Origin of the sequence: Pseudoalteromonas sp. NEC-BIFX-2020_002 (assembly GCF_013002825.1) — a bacterium.
Taxonomy (GTDB): domain Bacteria; phylum Pseudomonadota; class Gammaproteobacteria; order Enterobacterales; family Alteromonadaceae; genus Pseudoalteromonas; species Pseudoalteromonas neustonica.
The window spans coordinates 1-23,638 of the sequence record NZ_JABEPJ010000023.1 but is presented as its reverse complement, the minus strand read 5'-3'; the positions used below and the strand labels follow the sequence as shown (position 1 = coordinate 23,638).

Annotated in this window: 22 protein-coding genes; 20 read left to right on the top strand and 2 right to left on the bottom strand. The window is 39.8% G+C overall.

The window, feature by feature from the left end:
* Positions 1 to 206: 206 nt before the first annotated feature.
* The 4 genes from rpmH to yidC all read left to right on the top strand — a co-directional run bounded on the left by rpmH (position 207) and on the right by yidC (position 2,861).
* The gene (rpmH, locus tag HJP15_RS19300) at positions 207 to 341 is read left to right on the top strand and encodes a 50S ribosomal protein L34 (protein WP_004335215.1); all 135 of its coding nucleotides are present in this window, start codon (positions 207 to 209) and stop codon (positions 339 to 341) included.
* Between the two features lie 7 nt (positions 342 to 348).
* On the top strand, positions 349 to 774 hold the full coding sequence (rnpA, locus tag HJP15_RS19295) for a ribonuclease P protein component (RefSeq protein WP_054206592.1): 426 nt from the start codon (positions 349 to 351) through the stop codon (positions 772 to 774).
* A 126-nt stretch (positions 775 to 900) separates the two neighbouring features.
* Positions 901 to 1,176, top strand: a complete 276-nt coding sequence (gene yidD / locus HJP15_RS19290; protein ID WP_054206593.1) for a membrane protein insertion efficiency factor YidD — start codon at positions 901 to 903, stop codon at positions 1,174 to 1,176.
* An 8-nt stretch (positions 1,177 to 1,184) separates the two neighbouring features.
* Positions 1,185 to 2,861, top strand: coding sequence for a membrane protein insertase YidC (gene yidC / locus HJP15_RS19285; RefSeq protein WP_170174398.1), 1,677 nt, complete (start codon positions 1,185 to 1,187; stop codon positions 2,859 to 2,861).
* Positions 2,862 to 2,970: 109 nt separating this feature from the next.
* On the opposite strand, the gene HJP15_RS19280 is transcribed toward yidC, so the two are convergent.
* Entirely contained in the window at positions 2,971 to 4,185 is a 1,215-nt protein-coding gene (locus HJP15_RS19280; RefSeq protein WP_170174397.1) for a PepSY domain-containing protein, read from the bottom strand.
* Between the two features lie 9 nt (positions 4,186 to 4,194).
* The gene (locus tag HJP15_RS19275) at positions 4,195 to 6,339 is read right to left on the bottom strand and encodes a TonB-dependent siderophore receptor (protein ID WP_170174396.1); all 2,145 of its coding nucleotides are present in this window, start codon (positions 6,337 to 6,339) and stop codon (positions 4,195 to 4,197) included.
* A 241-nt stretch (positions 6,340 to 6,580) separates the two neighbouring features.
* Here HJP15_RS19275 and mnmE point away from each other — a divergent pair, with 241 nt between their 5' ends.
* The 16 genes from mnmE (at position 6,581) to glmU (ending at position 23,289) form a co-directional block, all read left to right on the top strand.
* A complete protein-coding gene (gene mnmE / locus HJP15_RS19270) occupies positions 6,581 to 7,945 on the top strand; it encodes a tRNA uridine-5-carboxymethylaminomethyl(34) synthesis GTPase MnmE (protein WP_170174395.1) in 1,365 nt (454 codons plus the stop codon).
* 1,398 nt (positions 7,946 to 9,343) lie between these two features.
* Positions 9,344 to 9,796 (top strand): flavodoxin domain-containing protein, encoded by a 453-nt coding sequence (locus tag HJP15_RS19265; protein WP_054455842.1) that lies wholly within the window; start codon positions 9,344 to 9,346, stop codon positions 9,794 to 9,796.
* A 427-nt stretch (positions 9,797 to 10,223) separates the two neighbouring features.
* Positions 10,224 to 12,113 carry a tRNA uridine-5-carboxymethylaminomethyl(34) synthesis enzyme MnmG gene (gene mnmG / locus HJP15_RS19260; RefSeq protein WP_054206598.1) on the top strand — a complete coding sequence of 630 codons (1,890 nt, stop codon included), beginning with the start codon at positions 10,224 to 10,226 and terminating at the stop codon, positions 12,111 to 12,113.
* Between the two features lie 15 nt (positions 12,114 to 12,128).
* A complete protein-coding gene (gene rsmG / locus HJP15_RS19255) occupies positions 12,129 to 12,749 on the top strand; it encodes a 16S rRNA (guanine(527)-N(7))-methyltransferase RsmG (RefSeq protein ID WP_054206599.1) in 621 nt (206 codons plus the stop codon).
* A gap of 14 nt (positions 12,750 to 12,763) precedes the next feature.
* The gene (locus HJP15_RS19250) at positions 12,764 to 13,549 is read left to right on the top strand and encodes a ParA family protein (protein WP_054206600.1); all 786 of its coding nucleotides are present in this window, start codon (positions 12,764 to 12,766) and stop codon (positions 13,547 to 13,549) included.
* Positions 13,550 to 13,567: 18 nt separating this feature from the next.
* The gene (locus HJP15_RS19245) at positions 13,568 to 14,494 is read left to right on the top strand and encodes a ParB/RepB/Spo0J family partition protein (protein WP_054206601.1); all 927 of its coding nucleotides are present in this window, start codon (positions 13,568 to 13,570) and stop codon (positions 14,492 to 14,494) included.
* Positions 14,495 to 14,636: 142 nt separating this feature from the next.
* A complete protein-coding gene (locus HJP15_RS19240) occupies positions 14,637 to 15,017 on the top strand; it encodes an ATP synthase subunit I (RefSeq protein WP_054206602.1) in 381 nt (126 codons plus the stop codon).
* A gap of 15 nt (positions 15,018 to 15,032) precedes the next feature.
* A complete protein-coding gene (gene atpB, locus HJP15_RS19235; RefSeq protein ID WP_054455846.1) occupies positions 15,033 to 15,890 on the top strand; it encodes a F0F1 ATP synthase subunit A in 858 nt (285 codons plus the stop codon).
* Between the two features lie 60 nt (positions 15,891 to 15,950).
* The gene (gene atpE, locus HJP15_RS19230; protein ID WP_004335261.1) at positions 15,951 to 16,184 is read left to right on the top strand and encodes a F0F1 ATP synthase subunit C; all 234 of its coding nucleotides are present in this window, start codon (positions 15,951 to 15,953) and stop codon (positions 16,182 to 16,184) included.
* 41 nt (positions 16,185 to 16,225) lie between these two features.
* Entirely contained in the window at positions 16,226 to 16,696 is a 471-nt protein-coding gene (atpF, locus tag HJP15_RS19225; RefSeq protein ID WP_054206605.1) for a F0F1 ATP synthase subunit B, read from the top strand.
* Positions 16,697 to 16,712: 16 nt separating this feature from the next.
* Entirely contained in the window at positions 16,713 to 17,246 is a 534-nt protein-coding gene (gene atpH, locus HJP15_RS19220) for a F0F1 ATP synthase subunit delta (RefSeq protein WP_054206606.1), read from the top strand.
* Between the two features lie 14 nt (positions 17,247 to 17,260).
* Positions 17,261 to 18,802: a F0F1 ATP synthase subunit alpha gene (gene atpA, locus HJP15_RS19215; protein WP_054206607.1), complete on the top strand. Its 1,542-nt coding sequence runs from the start codon at positions 17,261 to 17,263 to the stop codon at positions 18,800 to 18,802.
* 60 nt (positions 18,803 to 18,862) lie between these two features.
* Positions 18,863 to 19,723, top strand: a complete 861-nt coding sequence (gene atpG, locus HJP15_RS19210; RefSeq protein ID WP_054206608.1) for a F0F1 ATP synthase subunit gamma — start codon at positions 18,863 to 18,865, stop codon at positions 19,721 to 19,723.
* A gap of 33 nt (positions 19,724 to 19,756) precedes the next feature.
* Positions 19,757 to 21,142: a F0F1 ATP synthase subunit beta gene (gene atpD / locus HJP15_RS19205; RefSeq protein ID WP_054206609.1), complete on the top strand. Its 1,386-nt coding sequence runs from the start codon at positions 19,757 to 19,759 to the stop codon at positions 21,140 to 21,142.
* A gap of 13 nt (positions 21,143 to 21,155) precedes the next feature.
* Positions 21,156 to 21,581 (top strand): F0F1 ATP synthase subunit epsilon, encoded by a 426-nt coding sequence (locus tag HJP15_RS19200; RefSeq protein ID WP_054206610.1) that lies wholly within the window; start codon positions 21,156 to 21,158, stop codon positions 21,579 to 21,581.
* A gap of 349 nt (positions 21,582 to 21,930) precedes the next feature.
* The gene (gene glmU, locus HJP15_RS19195; protein WP_054206611.1) at positions 21,931 to 23,289 is read left to right on the top strand and encodes a bifunctional UDP-N-acetylglucosamine diphosphorylase/glucosamine-1-phosphate N-acetyltransferase GlmU; all 1,359 of its coding nucleotides are present in this window, start codon (positions 21,931 to 21,933) and stop codon (positions 23,287 to 23,289) included.
* Positions 23,290 to 23,638 lie beyond the last annotated feature (349 nt).

Below are 23,638 nucleotides of genomic sequence, written 5' to 3'. Positions count from 1 at the left end.
TTATACAGTGGCTGTGGAAAACTTCTTTATTATAAGGATCCTAATAGATCCCCAGCTTAGATCTATTATACCTTTATACTATTAATGTAATTATGATTGACTTTATGGGCCTTCATCTATAATATCTCGCGCTCGCAATGGCACCTGTGCCAGGATCGCGACCTGCATAGGATGTTTTAACCTTTAACCGATCGGATGGAATTGTTATGAAGAGAACTTTTCAACCTAGCGTTTTAAAACGCAAACGTGCACACGGTTTCCGTGCTCGCATGGCAACTGTAAATGGCCGTAAAGTATTAGCTCGTCGCCGCGCTAAAGGCCGTAAAGTTCTTTCTGCTTAATATATAAGTGGAAGACTTTAACTTTGGCAGGGAGTTACGTCTGTTAACTCCCTCGCATTACTCTCGCATCTTTAATGAACCCGCTCGGGCCGCAACTCCTTTTTTTACCTTATTAGCAAAACCCAATGACCAAGCAAAACCTCGCTTAGGACTCACTGTCGCTAAAAAACGGGTTAAAAAAGCTTGCCAACGAAACCGTATTAAACGTCTTGCTCGCGAAAGTTTTCGTTTAAACCAACACACTATTGATAATATCGATATTGTTTTGATGGTTAAAAGTGGTATTGATGAACAGTCAAATGAAGAGCTAACTAAACAACTCGGTAAGTTATGGCGTAAAATTAATGAACGCTGTAAACCTGATGCGCCTAAACCACCACCCTTTAAAAAACGCCCTAACAAATCGGCTAAATCCAATAAACAAAGCCAATAGCAATAGAATTATAGGGTTAATTAAGGTATCTTTAGCTCACCTTTTAATCATGCATTTAAAATTCCATTTAGGGTGTTTAAATTCATGGTATCCACCCACTAAATATTACGCAGAGGCATGAACATCATGAGGTTAATCAAACCACTTGTTGCTTTTCCAAAGCGCTGTTTAGTGTTATTAATTCGGGGTTATCAAAAGTGGATTAGTCCGCTATTAGGTCCGCATTGTCGCTTTAATCCAACCTGCTCCACTTATGCTATTCAAGCAATTAATTTGCATGGATTAATAAAAGGGGGTTGGTTAGCGATTAAACGCATATTAAAATGCCATCCTTTACATTCAGGCGGGGATGATCCCGTGCCTGAAAAAATAACCCATATTAACCACCAACACGAGAAATAAGAGCTGTTATGGAATCGCAACGCACGTTTTTATTCATCGGCTTGATGCTTGTATCATTTTTATTATTCCAAGAATGGAATAGTGATTACAATGCACCAAAAGTCGATCCTAGTGCCAACACACAAACACTAAAATCTAATTCGCTTAATTCTGATGATTATATTCCATCATCAGCAGATGGTGAGTTACCAACTGCAGCAACACACGCGAAACGTTCAGTAATTGAAATTAAAACTGATGTATTCATCGTTAAAATTGACACCCGTGGTGGTGACATTGTTGAATCAGACTTACTCCAATATGAAGAAGTAAAAGGTGAAGAAACACCATTTATGCTTTTAGGTGAGTTTGATGGCAACCAATACTTCTCGCAAAGTGGTTTAGCAGGTTTAAATGGCCCAGATGCTTCAACAGAAGGTCGACCTGTTTATAGCACCGAACAAAAAAGCTTCACGATGAATGGTGATGAACTTCGCGTTCCTTTAACATTTACTGATAGCAACGGTGTGACGTTTACTAAAACCTATGTATTCAAAAAAGGCCAATATGATGTTGCCCTTGAGTACACTGTTAACAACGTAACTAACTCACCTATTCAAGTACAACTTTACACACAAGTAGAACGTACAATACAAGAAAAAGGCAGTTTAGTAGATCAAAACTACCTTGGTGCCGCTTATGGTAGTGCCGATGAACCATATGAAAAATACAGCTTTTCAGATATGGCAGATAAAAACCTCAGCATTAATACGACTGGTGGTTACATTGCCTTTATTCAGCATTACTTTGTAAGTGCCTGGGTACCTGCACAAGACCAACAAAATACCCTTTACAGTGCAATAAAAAATGGCACTGCTGCTATTATTGGTACTAAAGCAGAACCCGTTAATATTCAAGCTGGTACGCAAGCTACAATTAGTGCTACTTATTATATGGGCCCGAAAGAGTCTGATAAATTAGAAGCACTTCACCCAGATTTAGACTTAACAGTCGATTACGGTTGGTTATGGTTTATCTCACAGCCTTTATTCGAACTACTTAAATTTTTATACTCGGGTGAAGGTTCGTTCTTTGGATTATTTGATATCAGCATTGGTGGTTTAGGTAACTGGGGTCTGGCTATTATCGCCATTACCATTATTGTTAAATCATTAATGTATCCACTAACTAAAGCGCAATACACGTCAATGGCGAAGATGCGTGCCCTTCAGCCTAAAATGGCTGCGCTTAAAGAAAAATATGGTGACGACCGTCAAAAGTTCGGCCAAGCAACCATGGAAATGTACAAAAAAGAAAAAGTAAACCCAATGGGTGGCTGTTTCCCTATTTTGCTACAAATGCCAATCTTCTTAGCGTTGTTTTATGTATTTTTAGAATCTACAGAACTTCGCCATGCTGAGTTTTTCTTATGGTTAACTGACTTATCAGCGAAAGACCCATACTACGTATTACCAATCTTGTTTGGTGCGAGTATGTTTATAACGCAGAAGCTACAACCAATGACGGTTACCGATCCAATGCAACAAAAGATGATGACCTTTATGCCGGTTATCTTCTCAGTGTTCTTCCTTTGGTTCCCATCAGGTCTAGTACTTTACTGGTTAGTATCAAACCTTATCTCTATCGCACAAATGCTCTATATTTATCGCGGTATGGAAAAACAAGGAATAAAAGTAAGGGGCTAATTGCTCGTTTACTTAGATAAAGGCGACTTAGGTCGCCTTTTTTATTGCCTGCTTATCTCTTTAACTATTCTAGCGAGTTAAAAAAGGTGCAAACAGCGCTAGAAAACATTCATTTAGGGCGTGCTAAAGCAGGAGCAAAAAGTAAATCAGGTACTGTGCGAACACTAAAACTGACACTGGTCACAATCACAGAAGCTACAACCAATACTGTAGCAGCACCACCGGCAACGCCTAACCATTTAGTCAATGTAACTTTGCGCTTAACTCTAAGCCAGCTCATATACATGCCAGTGGCACTAATAAAGCTCATAGCCAAACCAAAAATAGTCCAAATTAATTTTGTGCCAATTCCTGCAAAATTACCAAAGTGAAGAGGATCGGCCGTATCTTTAATACGCGCAATGATTGGTAGGTTTTCTCCTTTTTGAATCCCGAGTACAACTCCTGTTGTTGGATGTAAATAAACTCGATTAGCACGGAGCCTAAGTAATATATCATTGTTATACCCTCTAACTTCTACAGCTTGATTTGCCTTTTTCCCGTAGCGAATATAACGAATATCCAAACTTGAAAAAGCTTGCAGCGCTTTGTGCGTTAAGGTAGCTACGTGTAATGGGGCACTTGACTCTTGAACAGGCACTTTTCGCAAATTACGCAATGCGCTGGGTTCGGCTACATAATGATCAATTCTAGCCGTTTGCAAGCCATGTTCAATCAAGTACCATGTGCCTGTTATCGACATTACAGCGATAAACCACAAACTCCATAGCCCGAGTAACTTATGCCAATCAGCCCAACTGCTGCGCTTGGTTTTTAATAGCTGACTTGGCTTTTTAAAGAACCCAAGCCACCACTGACGGTAAACATAAAAGCTAGATATAAATAAAACCAACAATAGCAAACTTAAAGAGGTGACAATTAACTTACCGATCCAGCCTAATGAAAGGTTCATGTGCCAATTGCGCAAAAAACGCGATACACGTGCCCATTTCCCCTCTCCTAACCACGCACCTGTCGCACCATCAAGGTAAACAAATAAAAATTCATCATGATATTTTAAAGCAACTTCAGTAGCTAAATAATCTTGCTTATGTCTGTGAATATAGAGAATTTGCGCACTGGGGTATGTCTTATTTAATGTGTGCTCAATAGCTATATAATTGGTTTCACCCGAATTGCTAATTGCCCGAAATTTTTTATCACTTAAGTACTCTATCTCATGACTTAACGTTGCTAATGTTCCTGAAAAACAAATAACAAAAAGCAGAACCCCTACAAAGAGTCCTGCCCAGGAGTGTAAATTAAACCAACTTTTTGCTTTCACACAGCACGATTAAAAGTTGTATTTAGCGCTCAAATAAATACGACGTGGCTCACCAGGAAAATGCCCTGTACGTTCAATAAACCCACTTGACGCATATTCTTTATCAAACAGGTTTTTAACTGATAATTGCCATTGCCAATTATCTATGGTGGTTTGCCATGCCATATTATAAACAGTGTATGATTTAACCGCTTGCCCGCCTAAACTTAATTGTTCATCTACATAGTTTAAACCAGCAGAAATAGAAGAATATAAGGTCGGTAGCTCATAACGAGTCCAGATACCTGTCGTATTTTGTGGTGCGTTAGCAAACTTGTCACTGTTAGGTATTTGATTACGAATACTATCGTTTGCTTCGGTAATACGGGTATCATTATAAGCATAATTGGCAGTTACAACCCAATATTCTGTAATATCACCCACCACTTCAACTTCAAAACCTTTACTTTGCACTTCACCAATAGCGACTAAATCGTCAACGCCATCTTTAGCTACGTCACCTAATAAGCTTGGTTGAAGAATATTCTCACGAACAATATCGTAAACAGCCATATTTACGGCAAGGCTATCATTCAGCAATTTAGTGCGTAGGCCTAGCTCGTTAATGCGACTTTCTTCCGGTGAAAAAGGGCCGCCTTTAGCGGTATCTTGATTACTGGCACTTTGAGGGACAAACCCAGTTCCATGCAATGCATATGGAAAAAAGACATCGTTAATATTGTAGCTAGTACCAATGCGGTAAGTTACGTCACTGTCTGAAAACTCAGTTTGATTAAGCTCATCCTTATCTTCAAAGCGATCGTATCTTAAGCCCGCAGTAATACTCCAGTTATCCGTTACATCTAATTGATCTTGGGTATAAAAGCCTAAACGAGAGCTATTTGTGCGGCCAAGTCTGGGAGTAATGGTATCGAGTGCATAATCAGCCCCTGAGGTTAAACCGTACTCAGAATTAAGTAAGCTTAAACCAGTAACTGGGCCGCCTCGACTTTGTTGCGTTGCAGTGCGATAGGTACTATTAAAATCATGCTCATAAAAATCACTGCCAAATAACATTTGATGCTGCATATCAGCAAGTTCAAATTCAACAACAGCATTGGCTGTTAAGCTAAAACCCTTATTTTCCCTAACTTGATCTCGAAACTCACGGTGAGTCCAATCAACAACACCATCTTCGTCAGTATCTACTAAGCCCCTAGGCTCATGGTAGTTTTGCACTTCTTCATTATCAAAATAACGTGCAGTTATATCGGTACGCCAAATATCATTAATTTCATGTTTAAGTGTTGCTTGGTAAACATGAGCTTCTACATTTTGAAAATCGGTTGCTTCATTATGATTCCAACTTATATCGGCAAGAAAATTACCTTCATCATCCGCAGGTACACCACGTAAACGGGCCCCACCTAATTCTTGTTCTATGTAAGTGTACTGCGCCGTCAACTCTGTAGCACCACTAATTAACCAGGTATAACCAAGATCAACAATGGTATTGTCACTACTCGTATTATTGCGAAACGGCTTTTCTGAGTCACGATAAAAGCCGACACGATAAGCATGATTATCTAAATTATCGTTAAGCGTGCCTGTGCTTTCTAATGCGCCACTAAAAAAGTCATCGTTGCCAACTTCAAACTCAATACTATGCTTATCGGTAAATTTTGGTTTTTTAGTTACATAATTGATGATTCCACCTGGATTACCACTGCCATAAACGGCCCCTGCAGGGCCTTTTAATACCGCGATTTGTTCAATATTAAATAACTGAGGAACAGCAAAACCATTAAATGGATCACCTTTTACACCATCATATAAAATTTCATCTTGGCGAAAACCACGAAACGTCACGCCTGAGTAACTAAATGCATTTACACCGGCTATATTGCTATATAAATCGGTAATTTGACGGGCTGCCTGATCATTTATTAACTCTTGCGGAAGTATTTGAATAGATTGTGGGATCTTTTCAATCTCTGTGTTTGTTCGAGTGCCAAAACTTGAATCCATAGGCCGATATAAAGAAAATGCTCGCCCGACAACAGAGATTTTTTCAATATCTGTTATTTTTTCTTGTTCTGTTGTTGTTTGTTCTGAAGCAATAGATGAAGCTGAAAAACCTGTAATTATAGCCAGTACTAAAGGTGATAAACGCATAAAATAATAATGATGAAGTGATAATTAATACATGATAATAAATGCGATTATCATTTGCAATGAGGTTGCTATGTCTTAAATTTAAATAAATATAAACCTTACACAGCGTTTAAGTTTCTACCACCAAGAAGTTTTAACCGATTCTTTAATTGGCTTTTTATTGCCCTGCTATTCGCATGCTATAAAGCCATAGGTTACAATACGCACATATCGTTATTCATAAAATTGGCAAATTATTAGCATGATCAATCAAGACACTATTGCAGCACAGGCGACCGCCCCCGGAAGAGGTGGCGTAGGTATTATTCGCGTTTCTGGCAGTTTAGTAAAAACCGTTGCTGAAAAAATCATTGGTCGTTGTCCTAAGGTACGTTATGCCGATTATGTACCCTTTAAAAACCTTGCTGGCGAACAACTTGATCAGGGAATTGCAATTTACTTTGCGGGCCCTAACTCATTCACAGGCGAAGACGTACTTGAACTACAAGGCCACGGCGGCCCTGTTGTGCTTGATATGCTACTAAAAGAGATAAGCCAAATAGAAGGTGTGCGATTAGCCAAGCCTGGTGAGTTTTCTGAACGTGCATTTATGAACGATAAAATGGATTTAACTCAAGCAGAAGCCATCGCCGACTTAATCAATGCCACCAGCGAACAAGCCGCTAAAAGCGCCCTGCACTCGCTACAAGGTGAGTTTTCTAAGCGTATCGACACTTTGGTAGAAAAAGTCATTCATTTGCGTATGTACGTAGAAGCTGCCATTGACTTTCCAGATGAAGAAATCGATTTTTTATCTGATGGTAAAGTCTCTGGTGATTTAAACGGCATTATTGAACAGTTAAATAACGTCACTAATCAAGCCAAGCAGGGCAGTATCATGCGAGAAGGTATGCGTGTCGTTATTGCTGGTCGCCCTAATGCGGGGAAATCTAGCTTGCTCAATGCCCTTGCTGGACGTGAAGCCGCCATCGTAACTGAGATAGCAGGCACCACCCGTGATGTACTACGTGAACATATCCATATTGATGGCATGCCGCTGCATATTATTGATACAGCAGGCCTGCGCGAAAGCCCTGATAAAGTTGAGAAAATAGGTATTGAGCGCGCATGGGATGAAATAAAACAAGCCGATCGCGTGTTGTTTATGCTTGATGGCACTGATACGAAAGACACCGACCCGCATACTATTTGGCCTGAATTTATGGCTAAGCTTCCTGAGGGCATGGGCGTTACAGTGATCAGAAATAAAGCCGATTTATCTGGCGATACGGTTGGTATGGCAGAAGAACAACAATATCCAGTGATCAGCTTAAGCGCTAAAAATGCTGATGGTATAGGGTTAGTTCGTACTCACTTAAAGGCATGTATAGGCTTTCAAGGCGCAACAGAAGGTGGTTTTATGGCACGCCGTCGTCATTTAGATGCTTTAGAAAGCGCGGCACATCATTTGCACGTAGGTAAAGATCAATTAGAAATGCACATAGCCGGAGAAATACTCGCTGAAGAACTACGTTTAACACAAAATTATTTAAACGAGATCACCGGAGAGTTTACCTCTGACGACTTACTTGGAAAGATATTTAGCTCATTTTGTATCGGTAAGTAAAAGCCTAATAAACGTAAATGGAGTGTATTTTCACTCTATTTACGTTCAGTTTTTGATTCCATCAGTCATATACCCAAGCCACCTCAAGATGCGAGCGTCGTTGGAGTTAAAAGCGATTTAGGCATCACTATTATACTAACCAACGCCATTTTATTACTTATTTCAGCTGAGGTTCGCGGATAATACAATACCAAACAATGTTACTTTTCTTCGTCTATAAACCAATTAACTTCCCTATTAATGCGGTAAAAAATCAATATCACGTCACTATACCAATCGTGTTAAGTTAATGACCATTTATAGCGAAAGATAAATGCAGTGATAACAGGCAGAAACTTTGACATGTAGTTGCTCTCGGCAATTGCTCCTGCATTGCTCTACCACCTTTATTAGAGTCAATCATTTCTCGAGCATGGCATTCTGTAATAGCCTTTTGGTGATGTGCTAATAGACCAATGGATTGATGCAGGCAAGCCATAAATTAAACATTGCAGTCACTGTAATCTATATATTTAGCTCAGCATATGATCATTGCGTAATGACAAAAGCCCTTTAGTATTGTTAAAACCCCCTTATATTAATCAATAAATGCTGGTGGCTGGCTTGGAAAAATAACTATTCCTTATCAATAAAACAGGTATTGATCACAAATTTATGTCAAAAAAAGCACTTTAATTAAGCCTACTTTTATCTATTAAATCCTACTTAACCACAGTAATCGATTTAAAAATCCCCTTCCCTCACTCATAAACCTAACGGTTATCCGTGAAGATTTACTGTAGTAATAGGCAAATATTTAAAAACTGTCATCAATATCACTTCTCAATTATTCAAAATTTAGATTTTAAATTTATAAGTTATCCACAATCACTATTTTTTTGGACATTTCTCCAAATTAATCGCTAGAAATATAACGATCCCTTGGAAATAATTTGCAGGATCATCTAATTTCCAACCCTTTTTTACTGCTTTTTATAAAAATTTATAGAAATAAATCTACCTAACCGATAAAGATCGAAAAATTATAAATATTTATTAACCCTAAACGATCGTTATCAACAGGAGATCTATCCACAATCAGATCTCCTGTGTTAAATCATTTTTATAATCGCAGAACACACTGTATAAAATTTTATGATCAATAACTTAGCTACAAACGATGAATTAACCTATGCATTCAACCATAGCTTTCCCACTATTTATCAACAACTTGATCAGATGATTACAATTTGGAATAAGTTATTATATTCATTAAAAACAAAAACTTAAATTAATAAAATGATATTGGAATAAAAAAGTAGCAAAAATACTTATACAAAGATCCATTCTGTACTTTACTGATGAGTAAACTCAGTTATCATAAACGGTATCTTAATAAGTAGGCGATCATCAAAAGTTATGGATTCAGTTAATATCATTATTGGCAGTCAGATGGGATCTGCAGAGTACGTGGGCGAACAACTTGCAGAGCAATTAATAAGCCAAGGGATCGATACTGAAGTTCATGATCAACCTAACTTTTCTAGTATAAATAAAGAAAACACGATCTGGTTACTTTGCACTTCAACTTATGGCGCAGGTGACTACCCTGAAAACCTGCTAGCTTTCATTGATAATGTAAATCAAGCAGCTGATTTAAAAGGCTTAAAGTTTAGTGTTATTGGTTTAGGCGATACAAGTTATGACACTTACAACCTTGCGGGACGTAATTTAGAGCAGCTTTTACTCAGTAAAGGTGCTAACTGTGTTGCAGAACGCCTAGAGCTCAATATCCTTGATGAAGAATTACCAGAAGATACTGCTTTGGCTTGGTTACCAAGCTGGATCGATAAATGCGGTATTGCTAAATAGCCGATCTTAATAATGATCATAAATATAAAGTTACCCACAATTTACTGAGAATTTAGATCGGATTGTGGATAAGCTATGATCTAACTGCGTTTTAAAGGTATGTTATCCATGGGATAAGATCTATTCGATCACCCCCTGTGCATAAAGTGCCTTTTTGATCAGAGCTTATACGGAGCTTGATCCGATCATATAAACACCTTTAGATCCGATCTAACTTTATGTTTTTAATTATAAACTAGACCTTATCAACAGAAATAGCGATCAGTAGTAGTAATAGTAATAAAAGATCTCTTTAAAAGATCCTTTATATTATTAGAGATCACTTACTTAGATCTTGAGCACAGTTTAATCATTTATCTTCTGTAAATTTATAGGTAGAATACGCTCCCCTTGGAAGTTTGCTGGTTGATTTAAGTAGGATCCCTAAATGATTTTTCACGAAAGTTTTGATGTTATCGTTGTTGGTGGTGGCCATGCAGGTACTGAAGCCGCATTAGCTGCTGCTCGAATGGGTATGAATACCCTACTGCTGACTCACAACATGGATACCCTTGGTCAAATGTCATGCAACCCAGCAATTGGCGGTATTGGTAAAGGCCACTTAGTAAAAGAAATAGACGCGCTAGGTGGTGCAATGGCACAAGCCATCGATAAAGGCGGGATCCAGTTTCGTACTCTAAATTCTTCAAAAGGCCCAGCAGTTCGTGCAACTCGTGCACAAGCAGATCGCGCACTTTACAAAGCAGCAATTCAAGACATTTTACAAAAACAAGATAACTTAAAAATCTTCCAACAATCATGTGATGATCTTGTGGTTGAAAATAATCAAGTAATCGGTGTTGTTACCCAAATGGGTTTACGCTTCAGTGCACCTTCAGTTGTATTAACCGTTGGTACTTTTTTGGGTGGCCAAATCCATATTGGCTTAGAAAACTTTAAAGGTGGCCGTGCTGGTGATCCACCTTCTATTGCATTAGCAAATCGTTTACGTGAATTACCATTTCGTGTTGATCGTTTAAAAACAGGCACACCTCCACGTATTGATGCCCGGACTGTTGATTTTAGTAAAATGGAAGCGCAGCCGGGAGATACTGCTACGCCTGTATTTTCATTTATGGGTAATGAGTCAGATCATCCACAACAAATAGCGTGTTATATTACATATACAAATGAAAAAACCCATGAAGTGATCCGTAATAACCTACACCGCTCTCCAATGTACTCTGGTGTTATTGAAGGGATAGGCCCACGTTATTGCCCTTCTATTGAAGATAAAATTGTACGTTTTGCTGACAAAGACAAGCATCAAATATTTGTAGAGCCTGAAGGCCTAACCTCTTATGAGCTTTACCCTAATGGTATTTCAACAAGTCTACCTTTTGATGTGCAGTTAGAAATAGTGCAATCAATCACTGGTTTTGAAAATGCCCATATTTGTCGTCCTGGCTACGCTATAGAATATGATTACTTTGATCCACGTGATTTAAAGAAATCATTAGAAACTAAATTTATTGATGGTTTGTTCTTTGCTGGACAAATCAATGGTACAACAGGTTATGAAGAAGCTGGCGCTCAAGGCTTAATTGCAGGTATGAATGCTGCATTACAAGTACAAGGAAAAGAACCTTGGACACCGCGCCGTGATGAAGCCTATGTAGGTGTATTAATCGACGATTTAACCACGTTAGGTACTAAAGAGCCGTACCGTATGTTTACGAGTCGTGCTGAATACCGTTTATTATTACGTGAAGATAATGCGGATATTCGCTTAACTGCAAAAGGTCGTGAACTTGGTTTAGTTAACGATGATCGTTGGCAAGCATTTAATGAAAAAATGGATATCATTGCAAAAGAATCTCAACGGATCAAAGAAACGTGGATCCATAAAGATCACGTAGCTATTGATCAAGTTAATGGGTTACTAAAAACACCATTAACTCGAGAAGCAAGTTTAGAAGAATTATTACGCCGACCTGAGATCCGCTATAACGATCTAATGGCGATCGAAGGGTTGGGATCTGAATTTGATCACGCAACTGCATTAGAGCAAGTTGAGATCCATACTAAGTACGCAGGGTATATTGCTCGTCAACAAGATGAGATCAATAAGCAACTTCGTCATGAGTTAACTATTTTGCCTAAAGATTATGATTACTCGACAGTTTCGGGTTTATCAAATGAAGTGGTTGCTAAATTAACCGAGGCGCGTCCAGATACAATCGGTCAAGCATCGCGTATTTCAGGTATCACGCCAGCAGCGATTTCGCTATTATTAGTTTATCTGAAGAAGCAAGGCCTACTACGTAAAATTGCGTAGCTATTAAGGAATACTGTGTTACAGCAACAATTAACTACTTTGTTAGCGCAAACTGATATTGCGCTAACCGAAAAACAACAGCAACAATTGGTTCAGTATGTTGAGTTACTCAATAAATGGAACAAAGCTTATAATTTAACCTCAGTGCGTTTACCTGAGGATATGATGATTAAGCATATTATGGATAGTTTAGTTGTTGCACCTCACCTACCCGGTCATCATTATATTGATGTGGGTACGGGTCCTGGCCTTCCGGGTATCGTATTGGCTATTGCATTACCTAATACTCAATTTACTTTATTGGATAGTTTAGGCAAGCGAGTGCGTTTTTTAATGCAGGTAAAGCATGAGCTTGGACTTGATAATGTGACCCCTGTGCAGTCTAGAGTTGAAGATTATCAACCAAGTGTTAAATTAGATGGTGTATTAAGCCGAGCTTTTGCATCTTTACAAGATATGGTTGACTGGTGTTCGCACTTAATTGATCATTCAGGTAAATTTATAGCCTTAAAAGGCGTATTTCCAAGTGACGAGCTAGAATCTTTACCTAAAGGTATTAAGTTCGAAGAAAAAATAGCCTTGGAAGTACCAAAGTTAGATGCTCAAAGGCATTTAATTATTCTATCTAAAGACTAGGGATCAGAAACACTGTGGCAAAAGTCATTGCAATAGCAAACCAAAAAGGTGGTGTGGGTAAAACCACCACAGCGGTAAATCTCGCAGCATCAATGGCAGCAACAAAACGTAAAGTGCTGCTTATTGATCTGGATCCGCAAGGCAATGCGACAATGGGCAGCGGTGTAGATAAATACAGCGATGTAGCAACAATTTATGATCTTTTAATCGAAGATAAACCGATTGAAGAAGTGGTTACTAAAGAAACATCAGGTGAATATCATTTAATTGCCGCCAATGGTGATGTTACCGCCGCCGAAGTTAAATTAATGGAGCTTTTTGCTCGCGAAGTTCGACTTCGTAATGCGCTTGAAAAAATATCAGATCAATATGAATTTATTTTTATTGATTGTCCACCATCACTGAATATGTTGACTGTTAATGCAATGGCGGCCGCAGACTCAATTTTAGTGCCTATGCAATGTGAGTATTATGCGCTTGAAGGCTTAACTGCATTGATGGACACAATTACCCAACTCGCTAAACTGGTTAACCCTAAATTACAAATTGAAGGGATTTTACGTACTATGTACGATCCGCGTAATCGTTTGGCTAATGATGTATCAGAACAACTAAAGCAACATTTTGGTGATAAAGTGTACCGCACTGTGATCCCGCGAAATGTTCGTCTAGCTGAGGCACCTAGTTTTGGTGCGCCAGCAATGTACTATGACCGGACATCAAGTGGCGCAAAAGCGTATTTAGCACTTGCTGGTGAAATGTTGCGCAGAAAAGAAAAAACATCCCCAATCGTCGCCTAAATTTGAGGTAAAAATAACATGTCTGCAAAAAAACGCGGTTTAGGCCGAGGGCTTGATGCATTATTAAGCTCATCAAAACCAGCACCTAGTGCAATGCAAGTGCAAGCGGATAGCACACATATTTTGCAGGTAGAAGAAACGCAATTAGATAATACAAGTGAACTACAAAAGTTACCGATTGAATTTCTTCAATCGGGTAAATATCAGCCACGTAAAGACATGTCTGAAGAAGCCCTTGAAGAACTTGCCAGTTCTATTCGTTCACAAGGCATTATTCAACCAATTGTTGTTCGCCCTATAGGTGAAAAAAGTTATGAAATTATCGCAGGTGAACGTCGTTGGCGAGCAGCTCAACTAGCTAAGCTTGATACTGTTCCTTGCATCATAAAAAATGTTGCTGATGAAGCTGCTGTTGCTATTGCGTTGATTGAGAATATACAACGTGAAGATTTAAATGCGATGGAAGAAGCGGTTGCGTTAAATCGTTTATTAACTGAATTTGAATTAACACATCAACAAGTCGCGGATGCGGTGGGTAAATCACGTACTACTGTAACAAATTTATTGCGTCTGAATAATTTAAATGACGATGTTAAAATTTTGTTAGAACATGGCGATATTGAAATGGGCCATGCACGTTGTTTATTAGCTCTTGAAGGCGAGGCGCAATCAGATGCTGCACGTCTTGCTGTCGCAAAGGCATTAACCGTACGAGAAACTGAAAAGTTAGTACGGTCGATTCTAGAGCCTGTACCAAAAAAAGAGACTGCAGAAAAAGATCCTGATGTCAAGCAGTTAGAGCAACAACTGGCTGATAATTTAGGCGCGAAAGTCGAAATTAATTACAACAAAAAAGGTAAAGGAAATTTGGTTATTTCCTACACTAACTTAGATGAATTGGACGGGATTTTAAACCGTATAAACCAAGACTATTCCCAGCATTAATTAATATCATGTCTAAAACGAGACATTTATAGCGATTTTGCACCACAAAGCACCGACTCAAGTTGCAAAACTGGCAGGATTAAGTATAATTTCGCCAGTTTTCATGCCATGACAAATAGAATGCCAGTAAGGTTAACTAAACGTGAATAATAAGTTAGCAGCACCTTATCAATTGGCTGCATTTAAATTAATCTGTTTGCAAGGTAGTGTAGCCTTAGTAGCTGCCATAATTGTTTTTTTAGGTTGGGGAGTAAGTGCCGGTCTCTCAGCATTAGCTGGAGGCGTTGTAGCCGTACTTCCTCACTGTGTATTTGCCGTTTATGCATTTCGTTATATGGGTGCAAGCCGAGCAAATCAAGCGTATACCTCGTTAAAGCGCGGTAACGGATTAAAATTTATGCTTACAATCATATTGTTTGCGCTAGTGCTAAAGCATTTCCCGGTAATTTTGTTACCTTTCTTTAGTAGTTATGTACTGGCGTTATTTACTGGATTGTTTGCACCCGTTTTTTTTAAACATTAACTTTTGGGATATAACATGGCTGCAGAAGAAGTTACTCTATCTAGCCATATTCAGCACCACTTGACCAATGCGAAGATGTGCTCGACCGATACCGGTCTTGCCTTCAATAAAGCATGTGCGGACAGTGGATTCTGGACATGGCATGTGGATACCCTCGCATGGTCTATCGGTTTAGGTCTTTTATTTTTATGGATCTTCCGTAGTGCCGCTAAAAAATCAACACTGGGTGTACCTGGTAAGTTTCAGTGCTTTATTGAAATGATCGTTGAGTTCGTTGGTGATAATGTACGCGATACCTTCCATGGTAAAAGCAAACTAATAGCACCTCTAGCCCTAACAATTTTTGTTTGGGTGTTCTTGATGAACTTAATGGATTTAATACCGGTTGATTTCTTACCTGCATTTGCTGGTTTAGTTGGTGAAACTGCCTTCGGTATGGATTCACACGACGTGTACATGAAAATTGTACCTACTACTGATATCAACTTAACCGCTGCGCTTGCGATTGGTGTATTTTTATTGATGATCGGTTACTCAATCAAAATTAAAGGTGTGCTTGGCTTTGTTAAAGAGCTTACGCTTCACCCATTTAGTTCAAATAACACATTGGTTCAAATTCTTTTGATTCCATTTAACCTGTTACTTGAATTAATAGCATTAGTTGCTAAGCCTTTCTCGTTAGCGCTACGTTTATTCGGTAATTTATACGCTGGTGAGTTGATTTTCATCTTGATCGGCGCGGTAGGTTTAATGCAGTTACCACTGCACTTTATTTGGGCTGTATTCCATATCTTGGTAATCGTACTACAAGCATTCGTATTTATGATGCTGACAGTTGTATACCTAAGCATGGCAAGCTCGGATAATCATTAATTTTTATATTTACAATTTTACTTTTAACTTTAATTTACAATTGAAACTTTGGAGAAAAAAATGGAACTAGTATTAGGTCTTAAGTACATCGCAGTAGCTTTACTTATCGGCTTTGGTGCAATCGGCACAGCGATCGGTTTTGGTAACATGGGTGGTAAATTCCTTGAAGCATGTGCGCGTCAACCTGAGCTTGCACCTTCACTACAAGTTAAGATGTTCATCCTAGCTGGTCTAATCGATGCTGTAGCAATGATTGGTGTTGGTATCGCGATGGTATTGTTGTTCGTACTTTAATTTTATTTTTTGAACAGCTTACTATTTAAGGAGGAGCGGTTGTGAACTTAAACGCCACTCTTATCGGTGAATTAATTGCATTTACGGTGTTCGTATTATTTTGTATGAAATACGTATGGCCACCACTAAACGGTGCAATTGAAGCTCGCCAGAAAAAAATCGAAGATGGTTTAGCTGCCTCTGATAGAGCCGAAAAAGACTTAGAACTAGCGCAAAAGAAAGCTGCAGAACAGCTTAAAGATGCAAAAGTTCAAGCGGCAGATATCATTGAACAAGCTAAAAAGCGTGCAGTGCTAATTGTTGACGAAGAAACAGTTCGTGGTCAGCAAGAGCGTGAAAAAATTATTGCTCAAGGGCATTCTGAAATTGAATCTGAGCGTAACCGTGTAACAGAAGAGCTACGTAAGCAAGTAGCTACTCTTGCAGTGGTTGGCGCAGAACGAATTTTAGAGCGCGAAATCAATCAAGCCACACATAGTGACATCGTTGAAAAACTTGTCGCTGAGCTGTAACTAGGAGGGTATGAGCATGTCTGAATTGACTACTATCGCTCGCCCATACGCTAAAGCGGCTTTTGAACTTGCCGTTGAAAAAGGCACTATTGACAGTTGGAATGAGATGCTGTTTTTTGCTGGCCACGTTGCCAGTGATGAACAAGCATCTGCTATTTTAGCTGGGTTGCCTAATGCTACTGCACAAGCTGAGTTATTTATTAAAATTTGTGCAGAGCAGCTCAACGAACAAGGTCAGAACCTAGTGAAGGTGATGGCTGAAAATGGACGTTTAGTCGCTTTACCAGCGGTTGCTAAGTTATTTGCTAATTTTAAAGCAGAGTACGAAAAAGAAATCGAAGTAGATGTGATTTCGGCAACCCCTCTTGTTGCAGCGCAGCAAGAGACATTGGTAGCGGCACTTGAAAAACGTTTCGCACGCAAAGTTAAGCTGAATTGTAGTGAAGACGCTGCAGTGGTTGGTGGTCTTATCATTAAGGCTGGTGACACTGTAATCGACGGCTCAGTTCGCGGTAAATTAAACCGCTTAGCCACAACACTACAATCGTAATTGGGAAAAAGAGCATGCAACTTAATTCCACTGAAATTTCAGATCTGATCAAACAACGTATTGAGAAGTTCGAAGTTGTAAGTGAAGCTCGTAACGAAGGTACTATCGTATCTGTTACTGACGGTATCATCCGCATCCACGGTCTAGCTGACTGTATGCAAGGTGAGATGATTGAGCTTCCAGGCAACCGTTATGCTATCGCACTAAACCTTGAGCGCGACTCAATTGGTGCAGTAGTAATGGGTCCGTACGCGGATCTTACTGAAGGCGTAAAAGTATACACAACTGGTCGTATCCTAGAAGTTCCTGTTGGTGCTGGTTTACTTGGTCGTGTTGTAAACACACTAGGTGCACCTATCGATGGTAAAGGCGCTTTAGATAACGACGGGTTTGAACCTGTAGAAAAAATTGCACCAGGTGTAATCGAGCGTAAATCTGTAGATGAGCCAGTGCAAACTGGTTATAAATCTATTGATGCGATGATTCCAGTTGGTCGTGGTCAACGTGAACTTGTGATCGGTGACCGCCAAACAGGTAAAACTGCACTAGCAATCGATGCAATCATCAATCAAAAAGACACAGGCGTTAAGTGTGTGTATGTAGCGATTGGTCAAAAAGCATCTACTATTGCTAACGTAGTACGTAAATTAGAAGAGCACGGTGCACTAGCAAATACTATCGTAGTTGTTGCATCTGCCTCTGAATCAGCGGCACTTCAGTACTTAGCGCCGTTCGCGGGCTGTACTATGGGTGAATACTTCCGTGACCGTGGTGAAAACGCATTAATCGTATATGATGATTTGTCTAAGCAAGCAGTTGCTTACCGTCAAATTTCATTGCTACTTAAGCGTCCACCAGGTCGTGAAGCATACCCAGGTGACGTATTTTATCTTCACTCTCGTCTTCTTGAGCGTGCATCGCGTGTAAACGCTGATTACGTTGAAAAGTTCACCAATGGTGAAGTGAAAGGTCAAACTGGTTCATTGACGGCATTGCCAATCATTGAAACTCAAGGCGGCGACGTTTCTGCGTTCGTACCGACTAACGTTATCTCTATCACCGATGGTCAGATCTTCTTAGAAACTGACTTATTCAACTCAGGTATCCGTCCGGCAGTAAATGCTGGTATCTCGGTATCGCGTGTTGGTGGTGCTGCACAAACTAAAATCGTTAAGAAACTAGGTGGCGGTATTCGTCTAGCCCTAGCTCAGTACCGTGAATTAGCTGCGTTCTCGCAGTTCGCGTCTGACCTTGATGATGCAACACGTGCTCAACTTGAGCATGGTGAGCGTGTAACAGAGTTAATGAAGCAGAAACAGTACGCACCAATGTCTGTTGCTGAAATGTCTTTGTCGTTATTTGCAGCTGAGAAAGGTTTCCTTCAAGATATCGAGATCGTTAAGATCATGGATTTTGAAGCGGCTTTACTTTCTTATGCAAATAGCACATACGCAGAGCTTATGGCTCAAATCAATGAAACTGGTAACTACAACGCCGAGATCGAAGCGCAGCTTAAAGACCTTCTAACGAAGTTCAAGTCTACGCAAACTTGGTAATTTAGTTATTAATGGTGCGCTTTAGGTAACTAAAGCACACCTTGATTCGGAGAGAGAGTCATGGCCAGCGGAAAAGAGATTAAAAGCAAGATCGGTAGTATTAAAAATACTCAAAAGATCACTAGCGCAATGGAAATGGTTGCTGCGTCTAAAATGAAAAAGGCGCAAGAACGTGTGGCTTCAAGCCGTCCATACGCTGAAAAATTACGTAAAGTGATTGGTCGTGTTGCTCAAGCAAATCTTGATTTTACTCACCCTTTTTTAGAAGAGCGTGAAGTAAAACGAGTTGGTTATATTGTTATCTCTACAGACCGTGGTCTGTGTGGCGGTCTTAACTCAAATGAGTTTAAGCAAGTTGCACTAGATGTTAAAGCGTGGAAAGAAAAAGGTGTAGACGCAGAGTTTGCAACTTTAGGCAGTAAAGCTGCTGGTTTCTTCCAACGTTTTGGTGGTCAACTACTCGCTAAAAAAGCGGGCTTAGGAGATAAACCTTCTATTCAGGATATTATTGGTCCTGTAAAGATCATGCTAGATGCATTTTCTGAAGGGAAGATTGACCGTTTATTCTTGGTATATAACAACTTCGTTAATACCATGAAGCAAGAGCCAATTATAGATCAGTTACTCCCTTTGCCAAAAGCTGAAAAAGAAGTATCTGCCCACTCGTGGGATTACTTGTATGAGCCAAACCCAGACGCGATTTTAGAAGCGCTGTTAGTACGCTTTATTGAATCTCAAGTATACCAAGGTGTGGTTGAAAACGCTGCTTCTGAACAGGCTGCCCGTATGGTTGCAATGAAAGCTGCAACTGATAACGCTGGTGACCTTATGGATGATTTACAGCTTATTTATAACAAAGCTCGCCAAGCAGCAATCACACAAGAAATTAGTGAGATTTGTTCTGGTTCAGCTGCAGTTTAATGCTTCAGGCAAAGATTAAAGAGAGGAATAGACATGAGTTTAGGTAAGGTCGTCCAAATTATCGGTGCCGTTGTGGATATTGAATTTTCACAAGACAACGTGCCAGCCGTATATGACGCGCTAAAAGTATCAGATGGCGATTTAGCTGGTTTGACTCTAGAAGTCCAACAACAGCTAGGTGGCGGTGTGGTACGTACTATCGCACTAGGTACTACAGACGGTTTACGTCGTGGTGCTGCTGTATCAAACACAGGTGAAGCGATTCAAGTTCCAGTTGGTAAAGCAACACTTGGTCGTATCATGAACGTACTTGGTGAGCCAATCGATGAAGCTGGTCCAATCGGCGAAGAAGACCGTATGTCTATTCACCGTGCAGCGCCTTCATACGAAGAGCAATCAAGTTCAGTTGAGCTTTTAGAAACTGGTATCAAGGTAATCGACCTTGTATGTCCGTTCGCTAAAGGTGGTAAAGTTGGTTTATTCGGTGGTGCCGGTGTTGGTAAAACCGTAAACATGATGGAACTTATCCGTAACATCGCAATCGAGCACAGCGGCTACTCAGTATTCGCAGGTGTTGGTGAGCGTACACGTGAGGGTAACGATTTCTACCATGAGATGAACGATTCAAACGTACTTGATAAAGTATCGCTTGTATACGGTCAGATGAACGAGCCTCCAGGTAACCGTTTACGCGTAGCGTTAACAGGTCTTACTATGGCTGAAAAGTTCCGTGACGAAGGTCGCGATGTACTTTTCTTCGTAGATAACATCTACCGTTATACACTTGCTGGTACAGAAGTATCTGCACTACTTGGTCGTATGCCATCAGCGGTAGGTTACCAGCCTACACTTGCTGAAGAAATGGGTGTATTACAAGAGCGTATCGCTTCTACTAAGACTGGTTCAATTACTTCAATCCAAGCGGTATACGTACCGGCGGATGATTTAACGGATCCATCTCCAGCAACTACCTTTGCTCACTTAGATGCAACTGTAGTACTTTCGCGTGATATCGCATCACTTGGTATTTACCCTGCGGTAGATCCACTTGATTCATCTTCACGTCAACTTGATCCATTAGTAATTGGTCAAGAGCACTACGATACAGCACGTGGCGTTCAAACAGTTCTTCAGCGTTATAAAGAACTTAAAGACATCATTGCAATCCTAGGTATGGACGAGCTTTCTGATGAAGATAAGCAACTAGTATCTCGTGCACGTAAAATCCAGCGCTTCCTATCTCAGCCATTCTTCGTGGCAGAGGTGTTTACAGGTGCATCTGGTAAATACGTATCACTAAAAGATACAATTGCTGGCTTTAAAGGTATTTTAAGTGGTGAATTCGACCACATGCCAGAGCAAGCGTTCTACATGGTTGGCTCTATCGAAGAAGCTCAAGAAAAAGCCAAAAGCATGTAACTAGGAGGGTAGTATGGCAGCTATGACTGTACATCTTGATGTAGTAAGCGCAGAGGGTAAAATATTCTCTGGTCTTGTTGAATCTATTCAAGTAAGTGGTAGTGAAGGTGAGCTAGGTGTTAACGCCGGCCACGCTCCACTACTCACTGCCCTAAAACCTGGTATGGTACGTTTAGTTAAGCAATTTGGTGAAGAAGAATTCATCTACATTGCAGGTGGTACGCTAGAAGTTCAACCGAACATTGTATCTGTACTTGCAGATACAGCCGTTCGTGGTGAAGACCTAGACGAACAAGCTGCAGAGCAAGCTAAACGTGACGCTGAGAAACAAATGGCACAAGGTGGTACATCTGCGGAGCTAGATTATAGCCAAGCAGCTGTACAGCTAGCTGAAGCAATCGCTCAGCTACGTGTTATTCAGCAATTACGTAAAAAGTAAGCCAATCTGGTTTTTTAAAAGCCCACTTTATGTGGGCTTTTTTGTGCCTGTTATTATTTTTAATACAATGAAAAACTAAATATATGACTGCGTTGTCATCACATGAAACAGGCGATGTAAATTAATTTAACTTGCATTAACAGTTAATAACCTATGTTTTTACTTATATCCTTCATCAATCCCCGTTACAATATGACAATAATAAAGCGATTTGTAATTTCAGCTTAGATTCAGTGGCTACTGCTAGATTGCCATTGAGTATGTGCACATGATGTGACTTACGTAATCTTTTTGAATTTACACATGGTTACTCATTCCAATAAAACAAAGAAAGAAGGATATTGTTTTAATGTCTCTGACTACAGTAATTCTTGCTGCGGGTAAAGGTACTCGTATGCGTTCAGCTCTACCTAAGGTTCTTCATAAAGTGGCTGGTAAACCAATGGTGCAACATGTCATTGATAACGCCAATGCATTAGGAGCGACTTCAACGAATTTAGTTTATGGTCATGGCGGCGAATTATTACAACAACAACTTGCCGATAACGACGTAAACTGGGTACTGCAAGAAGAGCAACTTGGCACCGGTCATGCTGTTGCCCAAGCAAACCAACATATTAATGATAACGATACTGTTTTAGTTTTATATGGTGATGTGCCGTTAACAAAACAATCAACGCTTGAACGTTTACTTGCCGCTACTCCTAAAAATGGCTTAGCTGTATTAACAGTGGATTTGGTTAACCCAAATGGCTATGGTCGTATGCTTCGAGTTAATGGCAAGCTAGTAGGTATTGTTGAACAAAAAGATTCAACACCTGAACAGTTGCTTATTACAGAAGTTAATACCGGTATTATGGCTGTTAATGGTGGATTACTAAAAAGTTGGTTAGGCAATCTTTCAAACAATAACGCTCAAGGTGAATATTACTTAACCGACATTGTCGCTATGGCGCACAGCGAAGGTGTTGAAATAAGTTCAGCACAGCCTGATCATCCAATGGAAGTTGAAGGCGCGAACAATCGTGTGCAACTAGCTGGCCTTGAGCGTGCTTATCAAGCATGGCAAGCCGAAGAGCTAATGCTAAATGGTGCAACACTTGCCGATCCTGCCCGCATTGATGTTCGTGGTGAAGTCACCACCGGTGAAGATGTACTAATTGATGTAAACGTTATCTTTGAAGGTAAAGTGACAATCGGTAATAATGTTGAAATTGGTCCTAACTGCGTACTTAAAAATTGTACCATTGGCGATAATGTCATTATTAAAGCTAATACCTTAATTGAAGAGGCAAGTGTTGCAGCTAAATGCACACTTGGTCCATTTGCACGTTTACGCCCAGGTGCAATCATGGAAGAGGACTCTCATATTGGTAACTTTGTTGAGATGAAAAAAACGCGCCTAGGAAAAGGTTCTAAAGCAAATCACCTTTCTTATTTAGGTGATGCTGAAATTGGCGAAAAAGTTAATATTGGTGCTGGTACTATTACCTGTAACTACGATGGTGTGAATAAAGCAAAAACTATAATTGGCGATAATGCGTTCATTGGTTCTAATTCATCACTTGTGGCACCAGTAAATATTGGTTCGACGGCAACCATTGGAGCTGGCTCCGTAATTACTAATACTGTCGCTGATGAACAATTGGCCGTTGCTCGAGGTAAACAACGCAATCTCGATGGCTGGAAAAGACCAACTAAAAAATAGTATTATTTATAAGGCTACCTCGGTAGCCTTTTTTATCTCAATGTTTGCTTGATTAATATACCAAAAAAGCCCCGCAAGCACTTGTTTGTATGTGTTTTGTACAAAAATGAAGTTAATTTAATAAAACTGAAATAAAGCATTGACCACCTCTAAATAATCCCTATAATGCGCATCCACTGACCCAGTAGGCAGCAATGAAAAGCGCTGAACAAACGGTAAGTAAGTCGAGTAAAACTTAACTTTGAAATTCTTTAAAAGAAACTAAAATTTAAGTGTTGACAAAAAAATAGGAAAGCGTAATATGCGCAGCCCTAGCGAGATAAAGTTTAACTTTAATCGCAACGTTCTT